Origin of the sequence: Rhodococcus sp. 1168, from assembly GCF_002091955.1 — a bacterium.
GTDB lineage: Bacteria > Actinomycetota > Actinomycetes > Mycobacteriales > Mycobacteriaceae > Rhodococcoides.
Map to the genome: position 1 here is coordinate 379640 of NZ_MKKY01000091.1, position 17066 is coordinate 396705.

General features: G+C 63.4%; 12 protein-coding genes. 10 read left to right on the forward strand and 2 right to left on the reverse strand.

Going from position 1 to position 17066, the window contains the following annotated elements:
* Positions 1–69: 69 nt before the first annotated feature.
* Entirely contained in the window at positions 70–1356 is a 1287-nt protein-coding gene (locus BJI47_RS22660) for a competence/damage-inducible protein A (protein WP_088945925.1), read from the forward strand.
* A 300-nt stretch (positions 1357–1656) separates the two neighbouring features.
* On the opposite strand, the gene BJI47_RS22665 is transcribed toward BJI47_RS22660, so the two are convergent.
* Both BJI47_RS22665 and BJI47_RS22670 read right to left on the reverse strand, forming a co-directional pair.
* A complete protein-coding gene (locus tag BJI47_RS22665) occupies positions 1657–3972 on the reverse strand; it encodes an MMPL family transporter (RefSeq protein ID WP_088945798.1) in 2316 nt (771 codons plus the stop codon).
* On the reverse strand, positions 3972–4508 hold the full coding sequence (locus BJI47_RS22670; protein ID WP_217808572.1) for an SRPBCC domain-containing protein: 537 nt from the start codon (positions 4506–4508) through the stop codon (positions 3972–3974). The genes BJI47_RS22665 and BJI47_RS22670 overlap by 1 nt, the downstream gene beginning before the upstream one ends.
* Before the next feature lie 276 nt (positions 4509–4784).
* On the opposite strand from BJI47_RS22670, the gene BJI47_RS22675 reads away from it, so the two are divergent.
* The 9 genes from BJI47_RS22675 (at position 4785) to BJI47_RS22715 (ending at position 17062) form a co-directional block, all read left to right on the forward strand.
* Positions 4785–6530 (forward strand): fatty acyl-AMP ligase, encoded by a 1746-nt coding sequence (locus tag BJI47_RS22675; RefSeq protein WP_088945800.1) that lies wholly within the window; start codon positions 4785–4787, stop codon positions 6528–6530.
* Positions 6527–8341 carry an acyl-CoA dehydrogenase family protein gene (locus BJI47_RS22680; protein WP_088945801.1) on the forward strand — a complete coding sequence of 605 codons (1815 nt, stop codon included), beginning with the start codon at positions 6527–6529 and terminating at the stop codon, positions 8339–8341. The genes BJI47_RS22675 and BJI47_RS22680 overlap by 4 nt, the downstream gene beginning before the upstream one ends.
* Positions 8338–9975, forward strand: coding sequence for an acyl-CoA dehydrogenase (locus tag BJI47_RS22685; protein WP_088945802.1), 1638 nt, complete (start codon positions 8338–8340; stop codon positions 9973–9975). The genes BJI47_RS22680 and BJI47_RS22685 overlap by 4 nt, the downstream gene beginning before the upstream one ends.
* Positions 9976–10059: 84 nt before the next feature.
* The gene (locus BJI47_RS22690) at positions 10060–10320 is read left to right on the forward strand and encodes an acyl carrier protein (RefSeq protein WP_088945803.1); all 261 of its coding nucleotides are present in this window, start codon (positions 10060–10062) and stop codon (positions 10318–10320) included.
* On the forward strand, positions 10317–13316 hold the full coding sequence (locus tag BJI47_RS22695; RefSeq protein ID WP_176225012.1) for a type I polyketide synthase: 3000 nt from the start codon (positions 10317–10319) through the stop codon (positions 13314–13316). The genes BJI47_RS22690 and BJI47_RS22695 overlap by 4 nt, the downstream gene beginning before the upstream one ends.
* Positions 13316–14320, forward strand: coding sequence for a 3-oxoacyl-ACP synthase III family protein (locus tag BJI47_RS22700; protein WP_088945805.1), 1005 nt, complete (start codon positions 13316–13318; stop codon positions 14318–14320). The genes BJI47_RS22695 and BJI47_RS22700 overlap by 1 nt, the downstream gene beginning before the upstream one ends.
* A complete protein-coding gene (locus BJI47_RS22705) occupies positions 14317–16041 on the forward strand; it encodes an HAD-IIIC family phosphatase (RefSeq protein ID WP_088945806.1) in 1725 nt (574 codons plus the stop codon). The genes BJI47_RS22700 and BJI47_RS22705 overlap by 4 nt, the downstream gene beginning before the upstream one ends.
* Before the next feature lie 2 nt (positions 16042–16043).
* Complete coding sequence (locus tag BJI47_RS22710; protein ID WP_088945807.1) at positions 16044–16277, forward strand: acyl carrier protein; 234 nt, start codon at positions 16044–16046, stop codon at positions 16275–16277.
* Entirely contained in the window at positions 16274–17062 is a 789-nt protein-coding gene (locus BJI47_RS22715; RefSeq protein WP_176225013.1) for a 2-oxo acid dehydrogenase subunit E2, read from the forward strand. The genes BJI47_RS22710 and BJI47_RS22715 overlap by 4 nt, the downstream gene beginning before the upstream one ends.
* Positions 17063–17066: the final 4 nt, after the last annotated feature.

Here is a 17066-nt window from a genome sequence, read left to right on the forward strand (position 1 = left end):
TCGGGAATGCGTCGCGATCCGGGTGACGTGGAGGCGGTTCCGACGAGTCGTCGCCAGTATGGTCGAACAATGACTGTGCGAGCGGGTGTTGTGGTTACCGGAACCGAAGTTCTGGCCGGCCGAGTCACCGACAGGAACGGCCCGTGGGTGGCCCAGCGACTACTGGAGATGGGAGTGGACGTTGCACACATCACGATCTGCGGTGACCGGACCGAGGACCTGACGGCGCAACTACAATTTCTCGCGGATCAGCGCGTCGACTTGATCGTCACGACCGGAGGCTTGGGTCCGACCGCTGACGATCTCACCGTGGAGACCGTTGCCGCTCTGTACGGCCGCGAATTGCACCTCGACGACGAACTCGAACAGCGCATCCACGCAATCGTGCAGCGATGGCGAAGCCGGTTGAGTTCTGCAACCGACTCAGAGCCGTTGTTGGCAGGTATTCGCAAGCAGGCAATGGTCCCGCACGGTGCGTATTCCATTCCACCGACCGGAACCGCCCCCGGTGTAGCGATACCTGCCGGAGACTCCGGGGCACTGCCCGCTGTCCTGATATTGCCCGGCCCGCCTCGCGAACTGCAGGCGATGTGGCCGGAGGCACTCGACAGCGCACCGGTCGCCGAAATCCTGGCACGAAGCACACAAATCCGTCAGAACACCATTCGTGCGTACGGGCTGTCCGAAGCCGACCTCGCTGCAACGCTTCGGACAGCGGAGCGCCAGATCACGGGGTTCGGCGATCTCGAGATTACCACCTGCCTGCAACTCGGCGAGCTCGAGATGGTGACCCGCTATGCAGAGCCTGCCGCCACCGCATACACCGACCTCGCAAGTCTCATCGACGAACAACATGGCGCGCAGGTCTTCTCGATCGACGGATCCACCATCGACGATATCGTGGCGAACCGGTTGGCGAGCCATCGAATTGCCACCGCAGAATCGTGCACAGGTGGCATGATCGCCGCACGCCTCACCGATCGCGCGGGATCTTCGGCATACGTCATCGGTGCGGTCGTGTCCTACGCGAACGAAGCCAAAACCGGCCTCCTCGACGTCCCCGCCGAGATGATCGAAGAACACGGCGCTGTCAGTGAAGAAGTGGCCGCCCAAATGGCGGAGGGCGCACGAAGCAGACTCGGCGTCGACATCGCGGTATCGACCAGTGGAGTAGCGGGACCGGGGGGCGGCACCGACCTCAAACCGGTCGGCACTGTCTGCTTCGCAATCGCCTCCTCAGACCGACCGACCCTCACCCGCACACTCCGGCTCCCCGGCGACCGCGCAAGCGTGCGTGCGCTGTCCACCACAGCGGCGATGCACATGCTCGCCGACGCGTTGGGGCCTGTGAACTGAGCGCCGTCGTTCACGCGCGGCGCGGTGAGCGGAAACGTCTGCTACCAACTGTGCGAGTCACTCTGCTGCTCAACGCAATCAGTGACTCGGTAGCCGTTCGGTCGAGCCGGCGACCAAGGCGACAGTGACATGGTCGATACCCATTCCTTCAGTCCGAGAGTTCGGCCACCTGGTCGAACTCGAAGAACTGGAAGAACCTCAGGATCTTGGTGGTAGTCGTCTCGTGCAGTGCTGCAGCGCGGGCGGTGGCTGCATCCATCTGATGTATCTACTCGCACCTTCAGCACTACACGGACAGTCCTAGGCCTGCACCTTGTCCGTCGAATCTGCCGTATCGGCGGACAGGACGGAACCGGCGGGCCCGGACGCGTCGTCGGTCAACGACTCTCCGTCGATGTCGATCGTCGGGAGAACCTTGCGTAGCTGCGCCGGCATCCACCAGGCGCGTCGCCCGAGCAGGAACATTGCCGCAGGGATGATCGTCATTCGCACAACGAAGGCGTCGAGGAACACGGCCGTCGCAAGCGCGAAGCCCATGGATTGAATGAACAAGTCATCCTGTGCAACGAACGCTGCGAACACGGACACCATGATCAGCGCAGCGGCAGTGACGACCCGTGCGCCATGGGTGAATCCATCGACAACTGCAGTCGTCGCATCGGCCCCTCGCGAATACGATTCCTTCATTCGAGATACCAGGAAGACGTGGTAGTCCATCGCGAGGCCGAAGACGATCCCGATGAGAAAGATAGGCATGGACGATGCGAGCGGCGCCGCCGAGAACATCCCGAGTACTCCGTCCTGGAACAGCAGCACTGTAACTCCGAACGTCGCTCCCACGGAGAGCAGGAAGCCGGCCGCTGCGGTCAACGGCACGATGATCGAGCCGAACACCACCGTGAGCAGCAGGAACGCGAGCCCAACGACGATCAGCAGGTAGACCGGCAGCGCTGTCATCAGGCGTTCGGTGACGTCGGTCTGAACGGCCACGATTCCCGTCACGCCGATAGTGGTCCCGGTAGCTGCCTCGACGGCGGTAGTTCCGCCGCGCAGGTCGGCCAGGAGTGTCTTGGTCGAATCGTCGTTGGGCCCACCAGACGGCGTGATCAGTACACGGGCACCGTCGGCGGTGTCGTTGAGTGCGATCACTTGCGCTCCCTCGACGCCGGGAACTTCGGCTGCCCACTCGACCACGGATGCGAAGGCATCTGGCACGGTCGCTTCCTTGCCGTCGATCACCATGAGCAACGGCGCATTTCGCCCTTCGCCGAAGCCGCGGTCGATGAGTTCTGCTGCGATACGCTGCGGCGTCCCTTCGGCCGCAGTCGCGTCGGAGGGAAGCGCCATTGCCAAATGCGTCACCGGGAGCGCCAACAGCACGAGGGCCACGACTGCGGCGACGAGCATCCGAACAGGGGCGCGTCGGACGACACCGACCCAGCGGCGACCCAGTGTCGTGTCTCCGGTGGCAGACTCCGTTGTCGGAGCAACTCCGGGTATGCGTCCGGCGAAGGTCTTGCGTCCGAAGACCCCGATGAGAGCGGGAAGCAGCGTCAGCGCGATCAGCACTGCGACGGCAACAGTGCCCGCCGCGGCAAGGCCCATCGACGTCAAGAACGGTATGCCGACGACGGCCAAGGCCGCGAGAGCGATCACGACCGTCGCTCCCGCGAACACGATCGACGACCCCGCTGTGCCTACCGCACGGGCGGTAGCTTCCCGACGGTCGGCGGAACGATCGAGCTCATGGCGGTACCGCGACAGAACGAAGAGCGCGTAGTCGATGCCGACAGCCAGACCGAGCATCGTTGCGAGCAGCGGGGTCGTCGACCCCAGATCTGCGAACGCGGTTGCTGCGACGACACCCAGTACACCGATAGCGACACCCACGACCGCCGTGAGCAGCGGCAGCCCCGCAGCGACGAGCGACCCGAACGTGAAGACCAGAATGACCGCGGCGACCGCGAGGCCGATCAACTCGCTCGCCGGATCGATGATGCCCGCATCCTCGACACCCGCGCCGAGGTAGCCGACCTCGAGCCCGTCCTCGCGTGCCGTCTCGGCGATCGCGCTCACTTGTTCCTTGGTGCTTTCCAAGACATCGGCGGCGGCAGCGACATCGAACGCCCACTCGATCGTCCCGACTGTGCCATCGGCGCTGAGCGGGCTGAGCGCCGCAGCATCGGCACGCGCACGGTCCTCGGGCACCCCTTGTTCGAGTGCGCTGCCGACGAGTAGGTCGGTCTGCACTCCGGCCGCCGTCGCGGGATCGACGATGGTCGCCGACGATCCCAATTGGGGAAGCGCCTGCAGATCGGTCACCACGCGCTGAACGGCGGAGGACACTTCGCTGTCGAGCAGGGTCGAACCTGCAGGAGCACCGAGGACCATCGTCACGTCCGCTGCGGCTTCGGCGAGCTCACCGGCGAACAACTCGGTCGACATCGCCCGAGCCTGCTCGGCCGGGGTATTGGGAATAGTGAGGGAGTCCTGCATGGGCTTCGACATAGTGGCGGCGATGATGCCGGTCACGAACAGGGCGAGCACCCAGGCTGCTACGAACGACCACTTGTGGTCGAAAGCGAAACGCCCCAACCGGTAGAGACGGTGCGCCATCAGTTCTCTTCCGACACGATCGTGGCCGACTCTGAACGCACACGTACCTCATGCGCGAGAGCGTCGTTCATCGCGCGGAACTGGGCGAGTGTGTCCTTGCGCAACATCGAGCGCATGGGTGGGACAGCGAGTCCCCGAAAATGCTCTTCCTGCACCAGGCGGACCCGACCGGGACCGGACGGATCGATGGTGAAGAAATGCTCACCGTCGAACACTCCCGTGATCCAGAACTTTCCCTTCCAGCGAAATTCTCGATTCTTCGACACCGTCAGCACCGTCGGTGTGAACGTCGTCGTACTGCCTTTGGTATCGGAAAGAACGTTGGTGATTGTGGCCCCTTCGGTCAGCGGGCCCGTGGACGAGACGACGAACGGATTCCATCGCGGGTACGACTCGCGATCGACCAATACGTTCCAGACTTCGTCGGCCGAGGCCTCGATCTCGCGCTCGGCACGAATGACGAACGACGTGCGGGTGGACCACACTGCATATGCGACAGCCGCTCCGATCAGTACAACCATGACAATAATTCCCATCTTGGGCATCTTCTCTCGATCATTGACCGGTGTCCGTGTTCCGACACCCTCGGATACTGCGACGCCTTCGACCGTTCGGCCGAATCACGTTTGCGCACAGAAGGTAACAGCTTCCAAGCAGGATTGTCATGGGGCGCAGCCCATCGCGGCGACAGCAGATCGAATCCGCAAGAGTTCCTTTAGCGCCGTCGAAGTTCGATTCAAGGACAGCAGGATACGTTGGGTTTCCTTCCGAAACATCCGTGTCCGAAGACCTTCTCCAGGGAGCCGCGTTCGATGTCGAACTCCGATGGCACAACACATTTCGACGACTTCGTTTCACACTTTCGCGGCGTCGTCGCCGGAAACTCCGACCGCCTGGCCATCTCGTTCCTCTCCGACCGCGGTGAACCCGACGCGACGAGGTCGCTGACGTTCGGCGAGCTCGACACCCTCTCCGACTCCGTCGCGCGGCAGCTGCGTAGCGACTACGACGCCGGTGAGCGTGCGTTGCTGCTGTTCGCTCCCGGTCATGAGTTCCTCTACGCATTCCTCGGGTGCCTGTACGCACAGGTCATCGCAGTGCCTGCACCGGTACCGACCGACGCAAAAGGCATGGAGCGCCTCAGCAAGATCGTGCGCGACTCCGAGATCGGGGTGTTGCTGACCACCGACGCATTGCTACCTGCCATCACGACATGGTTGGCCGACTGTGGCCTCGACGAGGTCCGCAGTGTCGTCGCTGTCGACACGATCGAGGTACCCGATTCGCCGAACCCGCCGCTCGACATTCCGGCGGCCGATACCGTGGCGTTCTTGCAATACACATCCGGATCGACGACCGACCCGAAGGGCGTCGTCATCACTCATCGCAATCTGCTTGCGAATCAACGGGAAATCCATCTCGTCACCCGCGCCACCCCGAACGACGTGGCGGCCGGATGGTTACCCCATTTCCACGACATGGGCCTGATCGGGCAACTCCTGCATCCGCTGTACGTGGGATTTCCAGGACACTACATGTCACCGGTCACGTTTCTCAAACGTCCGATGTTGTGGCTGGAGACGTTGTCCAGGTTCTCCGGGACCATGACGGTGGCACCGAATTTCGCATTCGAGATGTGCACCAGACGTGTCACGGACGATGTGGTGGCAGGCCTCGATCTCAGCCACGTCCGCATCATCTTGAACGGTTCCGAACCGGTTCACCCGCAGACACTGGTCGACTTCTGCGAACGGTTCGCTCCCGCCGACCTCGATCCGAACTCGGTGTACCCCTGCTACGGCCTCGCTGAAGCGACCTTGCTCGTGTCGGGTGTGCGTGGAACCGGCTTCACCGTGTTCGATGCCGATTCCGATGCTCTCGAACGCAACGAAGTCCGTGCCGCGACGCTGCACGGGTCGGCTCGACCGCTCGTAGGTAGCGGAGTCGTCGGCGAATCCGACGTCGCAATCGTAGATCCGGTCACTCTCGAGCGACTCGGACCCGGACGCATCGGCGAGATTTGGGTTCGCGGAGACATTGTCGCACAGGGATATTGGAAGAACGTCGAAGCCACGGCCGCTACATTCGGCTTGTCCCTCGCACATGAGCCCGGGTACATGCGCACCGGGGACCTCGGTTGTTTCGTCGGTGACGAGTTGTTCGTCACCGGCCGGTTGAAGGATGTCATCATCGTCAACGGCAAGAATCACTACCCGCACGACCTCGAACAGACGGCGAAGTCGGCGCACCCGGCTGTCGCACTGGGCCTGACCGCGGCGTTCGGGATGGGCGAGTTCCCGGAACGAGTCGTCCTCGTTCAGGAATTCCGCGAGGAGGATCTCGGCGAACTGGAGGTGGCCGATCTCAAACCGATTCTGCACGAATCGATTCGGCAAGGACACGGATTGATACTGAGCGAGATCGTTCTCGTCGATCGTAAGGTCGTCTCGCGGACGACGAGCGGAAAGATTCGTCGGGCGGAAATGCGAGACCATTTCCGCCACGGGCGGCTCGAGGACCGCGGTGTCGTACCGATCGCCGCATCGGTAGTTCGATGACATTCGGTGCCGTGGACTCCGGTGCCGACCTCGGTTCCGACCCGGCGCGATCGATCGATGAACTCGAGCGTCGGCTCGAAGTACTCCTCGAATCCGTCGACATGCAGTCCGTGGAAGATCTCGATGACGCCGACGAATTCCCCACCGAGTTGATTGCTGCACTGGATCGTCTCGGAGTGCAGCGGTGCTACGTTCCGACCCAATTCGGCGGGTTGCTCGACGACTATTCCAACGCTGGTCGCATCGTTCGTGCACTCTCCAGGGTGGATGTGACCCTCGCCGTCGCGCATGGGAAGACATTCCTCGGAGCAGTGTCGGCGTGGGTCGCCGGTGACGAACGACAACGCGAGCGTTTGGCACAACTCATCTGTGAGGGCAAGCAGATCTCATGGGGTTTGACCGAACGTGCCCGCGGAAGCGACCTGCTCTCGGGCGAGGTTCGTGCGGATACGGCCGAGATGCAAGTGGATTCGAGCCGAACCGGCGACGAGCCCGACACCGCCGGGTTCCGGCTGTACGGAGAGAAGTGGCTGATCAACAATGCGACTCGCGGCCACGCGGTATGTGTGCTTGCCCGCACTCGTGACGGCGGCACTGCCCGCGGTTACAGCTTGTTTCTCGTCGAGAAGTCGGAGCTGGACACCGCTTCGTTCGATACGCTTCCCAAGGAACCGACTCACGGTATCCGAGGCGCGGACATCAGCGGAATTTCGTTCGACGGTGCGTTCGTGCCGGCCAGAACGTTGGTCGGGCCGGAAGGCCACGGACTCGAGATCGTGCTGAAAGCACTACAGCTGACTCGCACAATGTGCTGCTACCTTTCCCTCGGCGCAAGTGATCACGCGCTGGCCATGACCGCTCGATTCGCGCGAGCTCGGGTTCTGTACGGTCGCTCGCTCGGTGACTTACCCGCAGCCAGGACGGTGCTCGTGGAGTCGTTCGGTGGACACCTGCTGGCCGAGGCGCTGACCGTCGTCGCGTCCAGATCGTTGCACGCGCTCCCCGGCGAGCAGTCCGCGCTGGCGGCCGCAAGCAAGTACCTGGTCCCGTCGACCGTCGAGAAGTCGTTGCTCGATCTGCGCAGGCTCATGGGAGCGCGGTCCTTGGTGCCGGGACTGGGGTCCGACGGGACGCTGTACAAAGTGGAACGCGATCATCGAATCGTGTCGCTGTTCGACGGAAACACGGTGGTCAACCTCAACACGATCGTCAGCCAATTCTCGGTCCTGCTCTGGAAGAACACCGCGCGTACGACTCAGGACGAGATCGACTTTCGTATCTGCACGACGATCGCAGAACCGCTCCCCGCGCTCGACCTCGCGCGACTGTCCCTGGTTCCCCGTCGCGGGCTCGGTCTTCTGGCCAACCTCGAGAGTTCGGTGACAGCACTCGGCTGTCTCCTCGACCGCCAGCACGACGGCCAGGCCTACGCACTCCGGTGTGCTGAGGTTCTGGTCCGTACGGTCGAGACGTTGTCTCAGCAGACTCGACTGCTGGACCGTGATCCGGTCGAGGTGCCTACCGCTGCCTTCGTTGCGGCGGAACAACTTTCCGCGTGCATAGCTGGGGCGGCGGCCATACAGATCTACCTGAACAATCCCCCCACCGGACCACTCTGGTCCGACGCACTCTGGCTCCAGTTGGCACTGCATACCGCACTCGACCGAATCGGTGTGCGCAGTTCGGTGCCGATCGACAGCATCGACGCAGGATATTCGGTTCTGCTGGACCAACTCGACCACCGTTCGCATCCCACCATCTTCGATGCGACGACCTCGGCGTCCGTGAAACAGGAACGGGTGAATACGTGACCATTCTCGACACACTTCTCGGTGACCCGTACCAGTCCGCCAACCCGTACGGAGTGGCCGATGTCCTCGAAGCCGACGAGGCTCGCGAGTTCACAGCCGGAACGCTGACGCTGTTGGACGACTACGGCTTCGGCGCGGAGTTCGTGCCGATCGCCCTCGGGGGTCGATTCACCTCCATCGAACGACTCGTGCACGTCATGCGTCCAGTATTCGGGCGTGATGCGTCTCTCGGGCTCGGATACGGTCTGACCTCGTTCATGGCGGCGGTCAACGTGTACGCGGCCGGTCGCACCGATCAGCAGGTTGCTGTCGCACGAACGCTGATGTCGGGCCGGGCGATCTCGGTTGCCTATCACGAGTCGGACCACGGTAACGATTTCGGCGCGAACAACCTCATCGCTACCGAGGACGCGGGAAATTACCGGCTGAACGGCGCAAAGAACGTCATCAACAATGCCGACCGCGCGCAGTCCGCAGTTGTGTTCGCCCGCACTGGCACATCAGGATTCGGCGGGCGCGAGCACTCGTTGTTCCTCGTCGACCTCGACGGTCCCGACTCGCCGGCATCGACGCCACGCCACCTGAGCCTGGCCCTTCGCGGTTGTCGCCTCGGTGGGCTCAGTTTCCGAAACACACCGGTCGACGCGTCGACCATGATCGGCGCACCCGGTACCGCAGTCGAGACGGCGCTCACCTCGTTTCAGGTGTCCAGATGCGTGGCAGCAGGTGCGGGTCTGGGACCTGTGGACGAGAGCCTCTTCGCAGTGGCAGGCTTCGCAACTCGGCGGCGGCTGTACGGCAGCGATCTGTCGGATCTGCCACACGTCAAACACACGCTCGCGTCGTCGTTCGCGGATCTCATGGCTGCCGAATGTATGGTGGCGGACTCCGCGAACACACTGCACGAACTGCCAGCGTTCGGCAGCGCCCATTCTGCGGCCGCGAAATACATCGTGCCGAGGATTTTGGAGTCCGCGATGTCCGATCTCTCGGTCGTTCTGGGCGCGCGCTTCTACCTTCGAACTGGTCCGTATGCACTGTTCGGTAAACACTTTCGGGATTTCGCAGCGCTTGCGATCGGCCACGCAGGTGGCGCGGCCTGCCAATTGGCGATCTTGCCGCAACTGAAACGCCTTACCTCCCAGGGTGACGCTGCTCCCAAGACTGTGCCGGGAGCGGACCTGGCACCCTTGAACTTCGGATCCCTTCGAATGTTCGCTCCTGGCCCCGACCCCGTACTGAACCGACTGCGAGTCAGCTTGGAGTCGCGCCCTGTTCATCCCGCACTCACCGACGTCTGGCAGATTCTGACGCAGGCTCTCCTCGACCTGCGCTCCGAGTCTGCGGCTCTTGCCCCGCACGACCTGGGCGTGGCCGCGCCTGCGGCCGCTATGCGGCTCACCGAACGATATGCACTGCTTCTGGTCACGGCAGGGATCGTCGAGCGCCTCGACGGTGACGCGCCGTCGTGGGCCGTTCTCGCGCTGTATCGCACGGCCGAGCGAATCGGCGGCGTCCGGTTGGAACCACCGCAACACGTTGTGCTCGAGACGTTCACCGATGTTCTTCGGCGAATACAGGAAGGCCGAGCCTTCGATCTCCGAGCCCGCACAGTCCCCCGCACGATGCCCTGACATCGCCGCAAAGTCACCCACCCCCGTCAACGATCACGCACCACCACTCAACCACGCACTCCCATCACGCCAGAAGGAACGACTATGCCTGCTCGTCCGATCGACGAAACCGAATGGCTGATCGAGAAGGTCGCGGGATTCCTGCGAATCCCACCGAACTCGGTCGACATGGACCGCCCCCTTGCCGAGTACGGGCTCGACTCGGTCTATGCCCTCACCCTGTGCGGCGACATGGAAGATGCGTTCGGAATAGAGGTCGAACCCACCATGGCGTGGGACTACCCGAGCATCGCTGCCATGGCTGGCTTTCTTCGCACCCAGGTTGCGGCCAAGGCCGACTCGTGACCTCCGATCCCGCGATCGCAGTGACCGGAATCGCCTGCCGGTTCCCAGGTGCATCGGACGCCTCTGCTTTCTGGAAGCTTCTGCTCGACGGACGGCACGGCGCGAGCGAGGTGCCGCCCGATCGGTGGATCACCGACGATTGGACGAACGGGTCGGATGCTCCGCGCCCGCCGAGCCGATTCGGCGGATTCATCACCGGACATTCGGATTTCGACCACGCCTTTTTCGGAGTTTCGCCGGCCGAGGCGAGCGAGATGGACGTGCAGCAGCGGCTGATCCTCGAAATGTCCTGGCATGCAATCGAAGACGCGGGAATCGATCCGACGGCCCTGGCAGGCAGCACAACGGGTGTCTTCGTCGGAATGATGTCGAGTGACTGGACATCGATAGCGATGTCGAGTCCCGCGGAAATGACCCCGCACCGAGGCACGGGAGGTGGATACTGTATGGCAGCCAACCGGGTGTCCTACCACCTCGACCTGCACGGACCCAGTATGACCGTCGATACTGCGTGTTCCTCGTCCCTCGTCGCTCTTCATCAGGCCGCCAGTGCAATTCGCGCAGGCGACATCGACACGGCTATCGTCGCCGGGGCCAACATGATGCTCTCGCCTGCACTGTCGGTGTTCTACGCTGAATCCGGCCTTGCCTCCACCGACGGCAGATGCAAACCGTTCTCCGCCGGGGCCGACGGGATCGGGCGCGGGGAAGGTATCGGCGTCGTCGTACTGCAACGGGAAACCGATGCCATCACCCGTTCGGGACTGTCGTACGCCCGCATTCTCGCCTCGGCTGTCAATCACGACGGGCGAAGCAACGGGATCTCCGCACCGAGTATGTGGTCGCAGATCGCAGTCCTCGAGTCTGCTTACGCGCGCGCTTCCGTGAACGCTGCCGACATTGATTTCGTCGAAGGCCACGGGACCGGAACCGTACTGGGTGACATGATCGAGTCCCGTGCCCTCGGAAAGGTTCTCGGCGTCGAACGCAGCCGACCGTGCCTGCTCGGATCGGTGAAGGGCAACGTGGGTCACCTCGAAGGAGCCGCAGGGATCGCGGGATTCATCAAGGCAATTCTGTCCGTCAAGAATCGCGTTCTTCCGCCGTCGCTGTTCGCCGATGCCGAGAACGAAGCCCTTGGACTGAGTGGCAAGGGCCTGAGGCTCAACGATTCCGTTGCGAAGCTGCCACGCACACCAATCGTCGGGGGTATCAGCTCCTTCGGAATGGGCGGCACAAATGCGCACGTGGTCGTCGGCTCACCGACCGACGTCCGTTCTCCGAGTCGACTGTCCGGGACCTCGGTGCTCACGATCTCGGCGACCGACGACAGCGCATTGACGTCGAACGTAACCGCGCTCGCCGATTTCGTAGACGACGTGTCGCCGGATCGGTTCAACCAGATTGCGTACTCGACGAACATCGTCAAGACCGGTCTCCGCTCGCGTATCGCCGTTGCCGCCGACACTCCGAGCCAGGGCGCAGCGGCGCTGCGGCGCGCGGTCCTTCTCCGATCCGGCACCGCGTCCGGGCGCACCCCGGCCCCGGCCTTCCTGTTCACCGGCCAAGGGTCGCAGTACCCGGCTATGGGTCGCGCACTGGAGCGTTGCTGCCCGGTCTACTCGGATAGGTTGCGCGAAGTGGTCGACGCGGCGGCCGACGACCTACGTCCACACCTCGACCGCGTCCTCTTCGACGAAGATTCCGCCGAACTGGTGGCTCGGGCCGCAATAGCTCAGCCGGCGCTGTTCGCAGTGCAGTACGCCTTGTCTGCTGCCTTCGTCGACGTGGGCGTTCGTCCGGTTGCGGTTCTCGGCCACAGCTTGGGTGAATTCGCGGCCGCCGTGACGGCAGGTGCACTGACGATGTCGGACGCATTGGGTCTGGTGTCCATGCGGGGCACTGCGATGGACACAGCAGCAGGCGCAGGTGGAATGCTCTCGGTCCGTGCCGATGTGTCGACGATCGTGGCGCACGTCGAACTGGACTCGACGCTGTGCATCGCTGCGATCAACGGGCCCGGCAGCACGGTCCTAGCCGGTGCGACCGAGGCACTCGAGCGTGCAGAACGGGCTCTCGCGGCGTACTCGCCGAAACGCCAACGCGTCACCCACGCGTTTCACTCCCCCACCATGGAGCCTGCCGCGTCCATGCTGCGAGCATCGGGGATCAGAGTGCCACCGAACGCGACCACCGTTCCCTTCTATTCGACACTTCGCGGCGGCGAGATCGACGGCGCCGATCTTACGCTCGCCTACTGGAGCGAACAGATGGTGCGGCCCGTCGATTATCTCGGGGCCATGCGCGCCCTTCTCGCGGACGCCCGCCCGTCGCATTTGATCGAGATCGGTCCCAACGGTGTCCTGACGACACTTGCCCGCGATATCGACACCACCGGGGCCGAGCGGCTCGTTCCGATGCCAGGGCCTGCGTCGGCGGGCACCGAATTTGCCGAGGTTCTCGCAGCCCTGTACAGCCAAGGTACCGACGTCGTCTGGGCACCTCTGTACCAGCAGCAACATCGAACCGTCCGACGTCTGCCTGGGTATCGATTCGACCACGATCGGCACCGGCTGGCGGGCAAGCCGACACTGCGGTTCCGTTCGAATGTGCCTGCTGTCGAGCCGATTCTGGACGATACCGCGGTCGGGGCTGCCCTCGGCGGGGTCAGCGCCGAGTCGCCGCTGTTCACCACCGCCACAACCGTCCCGGACGAACTCGATCTCGAGACGTCGATCTGCACCCTGATCGCGCAGCTGGGCGGGTTCGAGACCGGAGAATTCACCCGATCCTCCCGCCTGCGCGACGACCTGGGGTTCGACTCGATCATGGCCGTTCGGCTCGGCGACCGAGTGAACGAACTTCTCGCTCCGACTCCGCCGATCGCGGTGGTCGATCTGGCCGACAATCTCGACACCGTCGGCAATCTCGTGGACTTCGTCCGTCACCACACCCGAACGTACCCGCACACAGTGATTCTCGAAGGAGCGAACTGATGCACGTGCTCGCAACCGGGACCTGCCTGCCCGGCGCTGCCGTCGACAATGCAGCTCTCGCCGGCCGTTTCGGAATGAACGCCGAATGGATCGAGCTGTTCGTCGGAACACGGACACGATACTTCGGTGTCGATCTCGACTCGGGTGCGCGCACCCACTCGATCGTCGATCTCGGTACGCACGCCGCACGGCAGGCACTCGATCGGGCCGGGCTGGAGCCGTCGGACATCGATTTTCTCGTGCTGGCCACCGCAACACCAGATTCGTTGATGCCGACATCGGCCACCGGAATCGCCGACCGGCTCGGCTTGAATCTCATTCCCGCGTATCAGCTCCAATCCGGCTGTTCGGGAGCGATTTCCGCGTTGGACGTCGGTGGGCGCATGCTCGACGACGATCGACGTATCGGCTTGGTGATCGGTGCCGACCTGTGCGCCAAGCACATGGTTCTCGACCGAGACATCAGCGGTATGCCGCCCGCGACGCTCGTGAACTACATGCTGTTCGGCGATGGTGCAGGCGCAATGGTGATCGCAGCCGATCCCACGGACGCCGTCATGCGGATCGACACCGTGCACTGTGTGTTCACCGGTCTCGACAGCGCTCCTGGACAGATCATCGAGTGGTTCGGAGAGGCCGATCGACTCTCGGACGTCACCGCCGTGCGGGAGGACTACAAGGCCATCGAACGACGTGTGCCGGGCATGAGTGTAGAAACGGCAGGCGAATTGCTTCGCCGTTCATCCTGGTCCGCGGACGATATCGACTTCCTCCTCCCACCTCAGCTGTCCGGCATCATGACCGCCCGCATCCGGAAGGAGATGGGAATGGACGGTGCCCGAGAAATCAGCTGTGTCGCCGCGACCGGCAACAGCGGAAATGCCCTGGCTTTCCTACAGTTCGACAGCCTTGCCGGAGTCATCGAACCCGGCAACCGGGCTCTCGCGATCGCCATCGAATCCAGCCGCTGGATCCGAGGCGGCATCACCTTGGAGGGACTGTGACCGTCACGAACGTCACGAGAGCGGTTGCGATCGCGATCGTCGGCAGCTCGACGGTCCGAGGGCTGCAGGCTCCCCTCGGCGCCGAACTGGCGCGTCACGGATTCGAATCCGATATCCGAGTGGGTGGATTCGGCGGATGGGCTCTGGAACTACTCCAGGACCGAGCCCCCGTCTTCGAACACGACCCGGACATGACGATCGTGATGCTCGACGCGAGCATCGTCCTCGATCGTCTCCCCGACACCTGGACCGCACGAGACGTAGCGGTTGCACTCGACGACGTCGCTACGACACTCGAGCGCTCGGTGCGGAGCCACGCGGCTCGACGGTTGACGGTTGTCTCGACCGTGCCGCTGCCGGCAGCGGTGCTGTCGATGGCGATCGACCTGGTGTCCAAGGCGCAGATCGGGGCCGCCTGGCGTCGGTTCAACGCACGATTGCTCGATCTTGCCGTAGCCGACCACTCGATCGTCGTGCTGGACGCCGACGCCGTTCTCACGGAGTCCGGTCCGCTGTCCGACCCCCGTATGGCGTCGTATGCCGGCGTCGCGCTCGGTAACGAGTTCATGGGGGCATGCGCTCGTCAGATCGGACACCTCACCCGATCGCGCCTGGGCCGGGCCAGCAAGGCACTCGCGCTCGATCTCGACGGAACACTTTGGGAGGGCGTTCTTTCCGAGGACGGAATCGAGGGAGTGAACCTAAAGCACGGTCTGACCGGCGAAGCATACTCAACGTTCCGACGCACCCTGCGGCAGCTCGCCTCCCAGGGCGTGATGCTCGCGATTCTGAGCAAGAACGACGAGGCGCTCGTCCGGCGAGCATTGATCGAACACCCTGATTCGGACATGAGCGAGGGTGACTTCGTTGCCATTCGTGCCGATTGGAATCCGAAGCCGGGAAACCTGGTAGCCATGGCCGCCGACCTGGGCATCGGCGTCGAGTCGTTCGTATTCGTCGACGACTCGGAATCCGAGCGGGGCGCAATGCATTCGGCCTTGCCCACCCTTCCTATCGTGGCGGTGGATGCAAACGAACCCGCATTGCACGTCGTATCACTGCTTCGTGACGGGTGGTTCACCACGTCGACGATCACCGCCGAGGACACCGCCCGAACTACCAGATACCGAACGGAGTTGCAGCGCAAGACCCTCCGCGATGCAGCGCAGGACGTCGAGTCCTACCTGACCGATCTCGACACGAGGGTGGTCGTCTTCGAGCCACAGGGTGTCGAGATCGCCCGAATCGCTCAGATCACACAGCGCACCAATCAATTCAACCTCACCACGCTCCGGATGGACGAACGTTCGGTTCGAACCTGGATCGATGATCCACATCGTGCCGTCGTAGCGGTCGAATGCGCAGACCGCTTCGGCGATCACGGGATAGTGGGGGCGCTCTTCGTCGAGCGGTCCGAGAAGACCACCTTCGTCCGAAACTTCGCGCTGTCCTGCCGGGTCCTCGCACGGGGGGTCGAAACGGCCTTGCTCGCGCACGTCGCACAGTCCGAATTCCAACTCGGCAGAACCGAACTGATCGGCTGGTACGCAGCAACTCCGAAGAACTCGGCCACTGCCCGTCTGTACCCGGATCACGGGTTCCGGCCGTCGGGCGGTGACCACCGCGGCCTGCACGGGCTCGGGGCCGACTCGGAGGAATTCGTACTTGCCCCGGCAGACGCGCCGTCGGTACCCCCGTACGTAGACATCAAGGAGAGATGAGCATGAGCATGAGCATGACGAAAGAGCGATTCGTCGAATTGGTCCGTACCGAAAGCGGTCTGGAGATCACCGAGTTCGGTTTGTCGACCCCTTTCGACGGCGTTGCGGGGTGGGACTCGATGTACCTGCTCAAGGTCATCACCGTGGTGGAGGCGGAAATAGGCAGACCGCTATCGGTCGTCCGGGCCATGGAGAGCAAATGCCTGGACGACATCTACCGGGTTGCCACCGCATGACGTCCCTCGTGCGGATGGTCGGCGGTCTCCGCGTGGTGCCGAACCACCGCTGGCACACCCTTGCATTCCTAGCCGGCAGCAGCGGTCGCAGCCCCGTCTACCTCGGCGTCGAGGTGGACGCGTCGGCCATTCTCGCGAGACAGAGCGAGTCGGCTGGATGTTCGGTCGTCGCGCAGGTCGTCGCGGCTGTTGGGACCGTGTGGGCACGGCATCCCGAGGCGAACTCCTCGTTCGAGTCACTTGGTCTACCTCTCGTGGTTCGGCATCGTGATGTCGACGTCAAGCTGGCGTTCGACGTCTCGGTCGACGGGACCAGGACGGTGCAGTCCGCTGTTCTCCCTGCTGCACAATCGATATCGCCCGCAGCGATCACCGAATGGATCACCGACACCCGAGAGCGCCTCGAGTCGGGAGATCGCGGACCTGCGCAGGCATTTCGGTTCCTACCCGGCGTCGTCGGCCGAGCCGTGTTCGACATTGCCACCTTCCTTCCGTGGAGCCACCGGGCCCTCGGAACAGTTGCGGTGACCTCGCTGGGACATCGCCCGATTCGGCATTTCTACTCCGATGGAGGCACCACCATGACTGTCGGAATCGGCAGGATGATCGACTCCGTCGCACTCGTGGACGACCGAGCAGTCGACCGAACGATCCTTCCACTGTCGCTGACATTCGACCATCGTGTGATCGACGGCGCACTGGCGGCCGAGGTCGCAGCGGACCTCGCGTCGGAGCTGGAAATGTCCGGATCGACCACTGCAGCCGAGCTCGAACGGATCGTATAGCGCC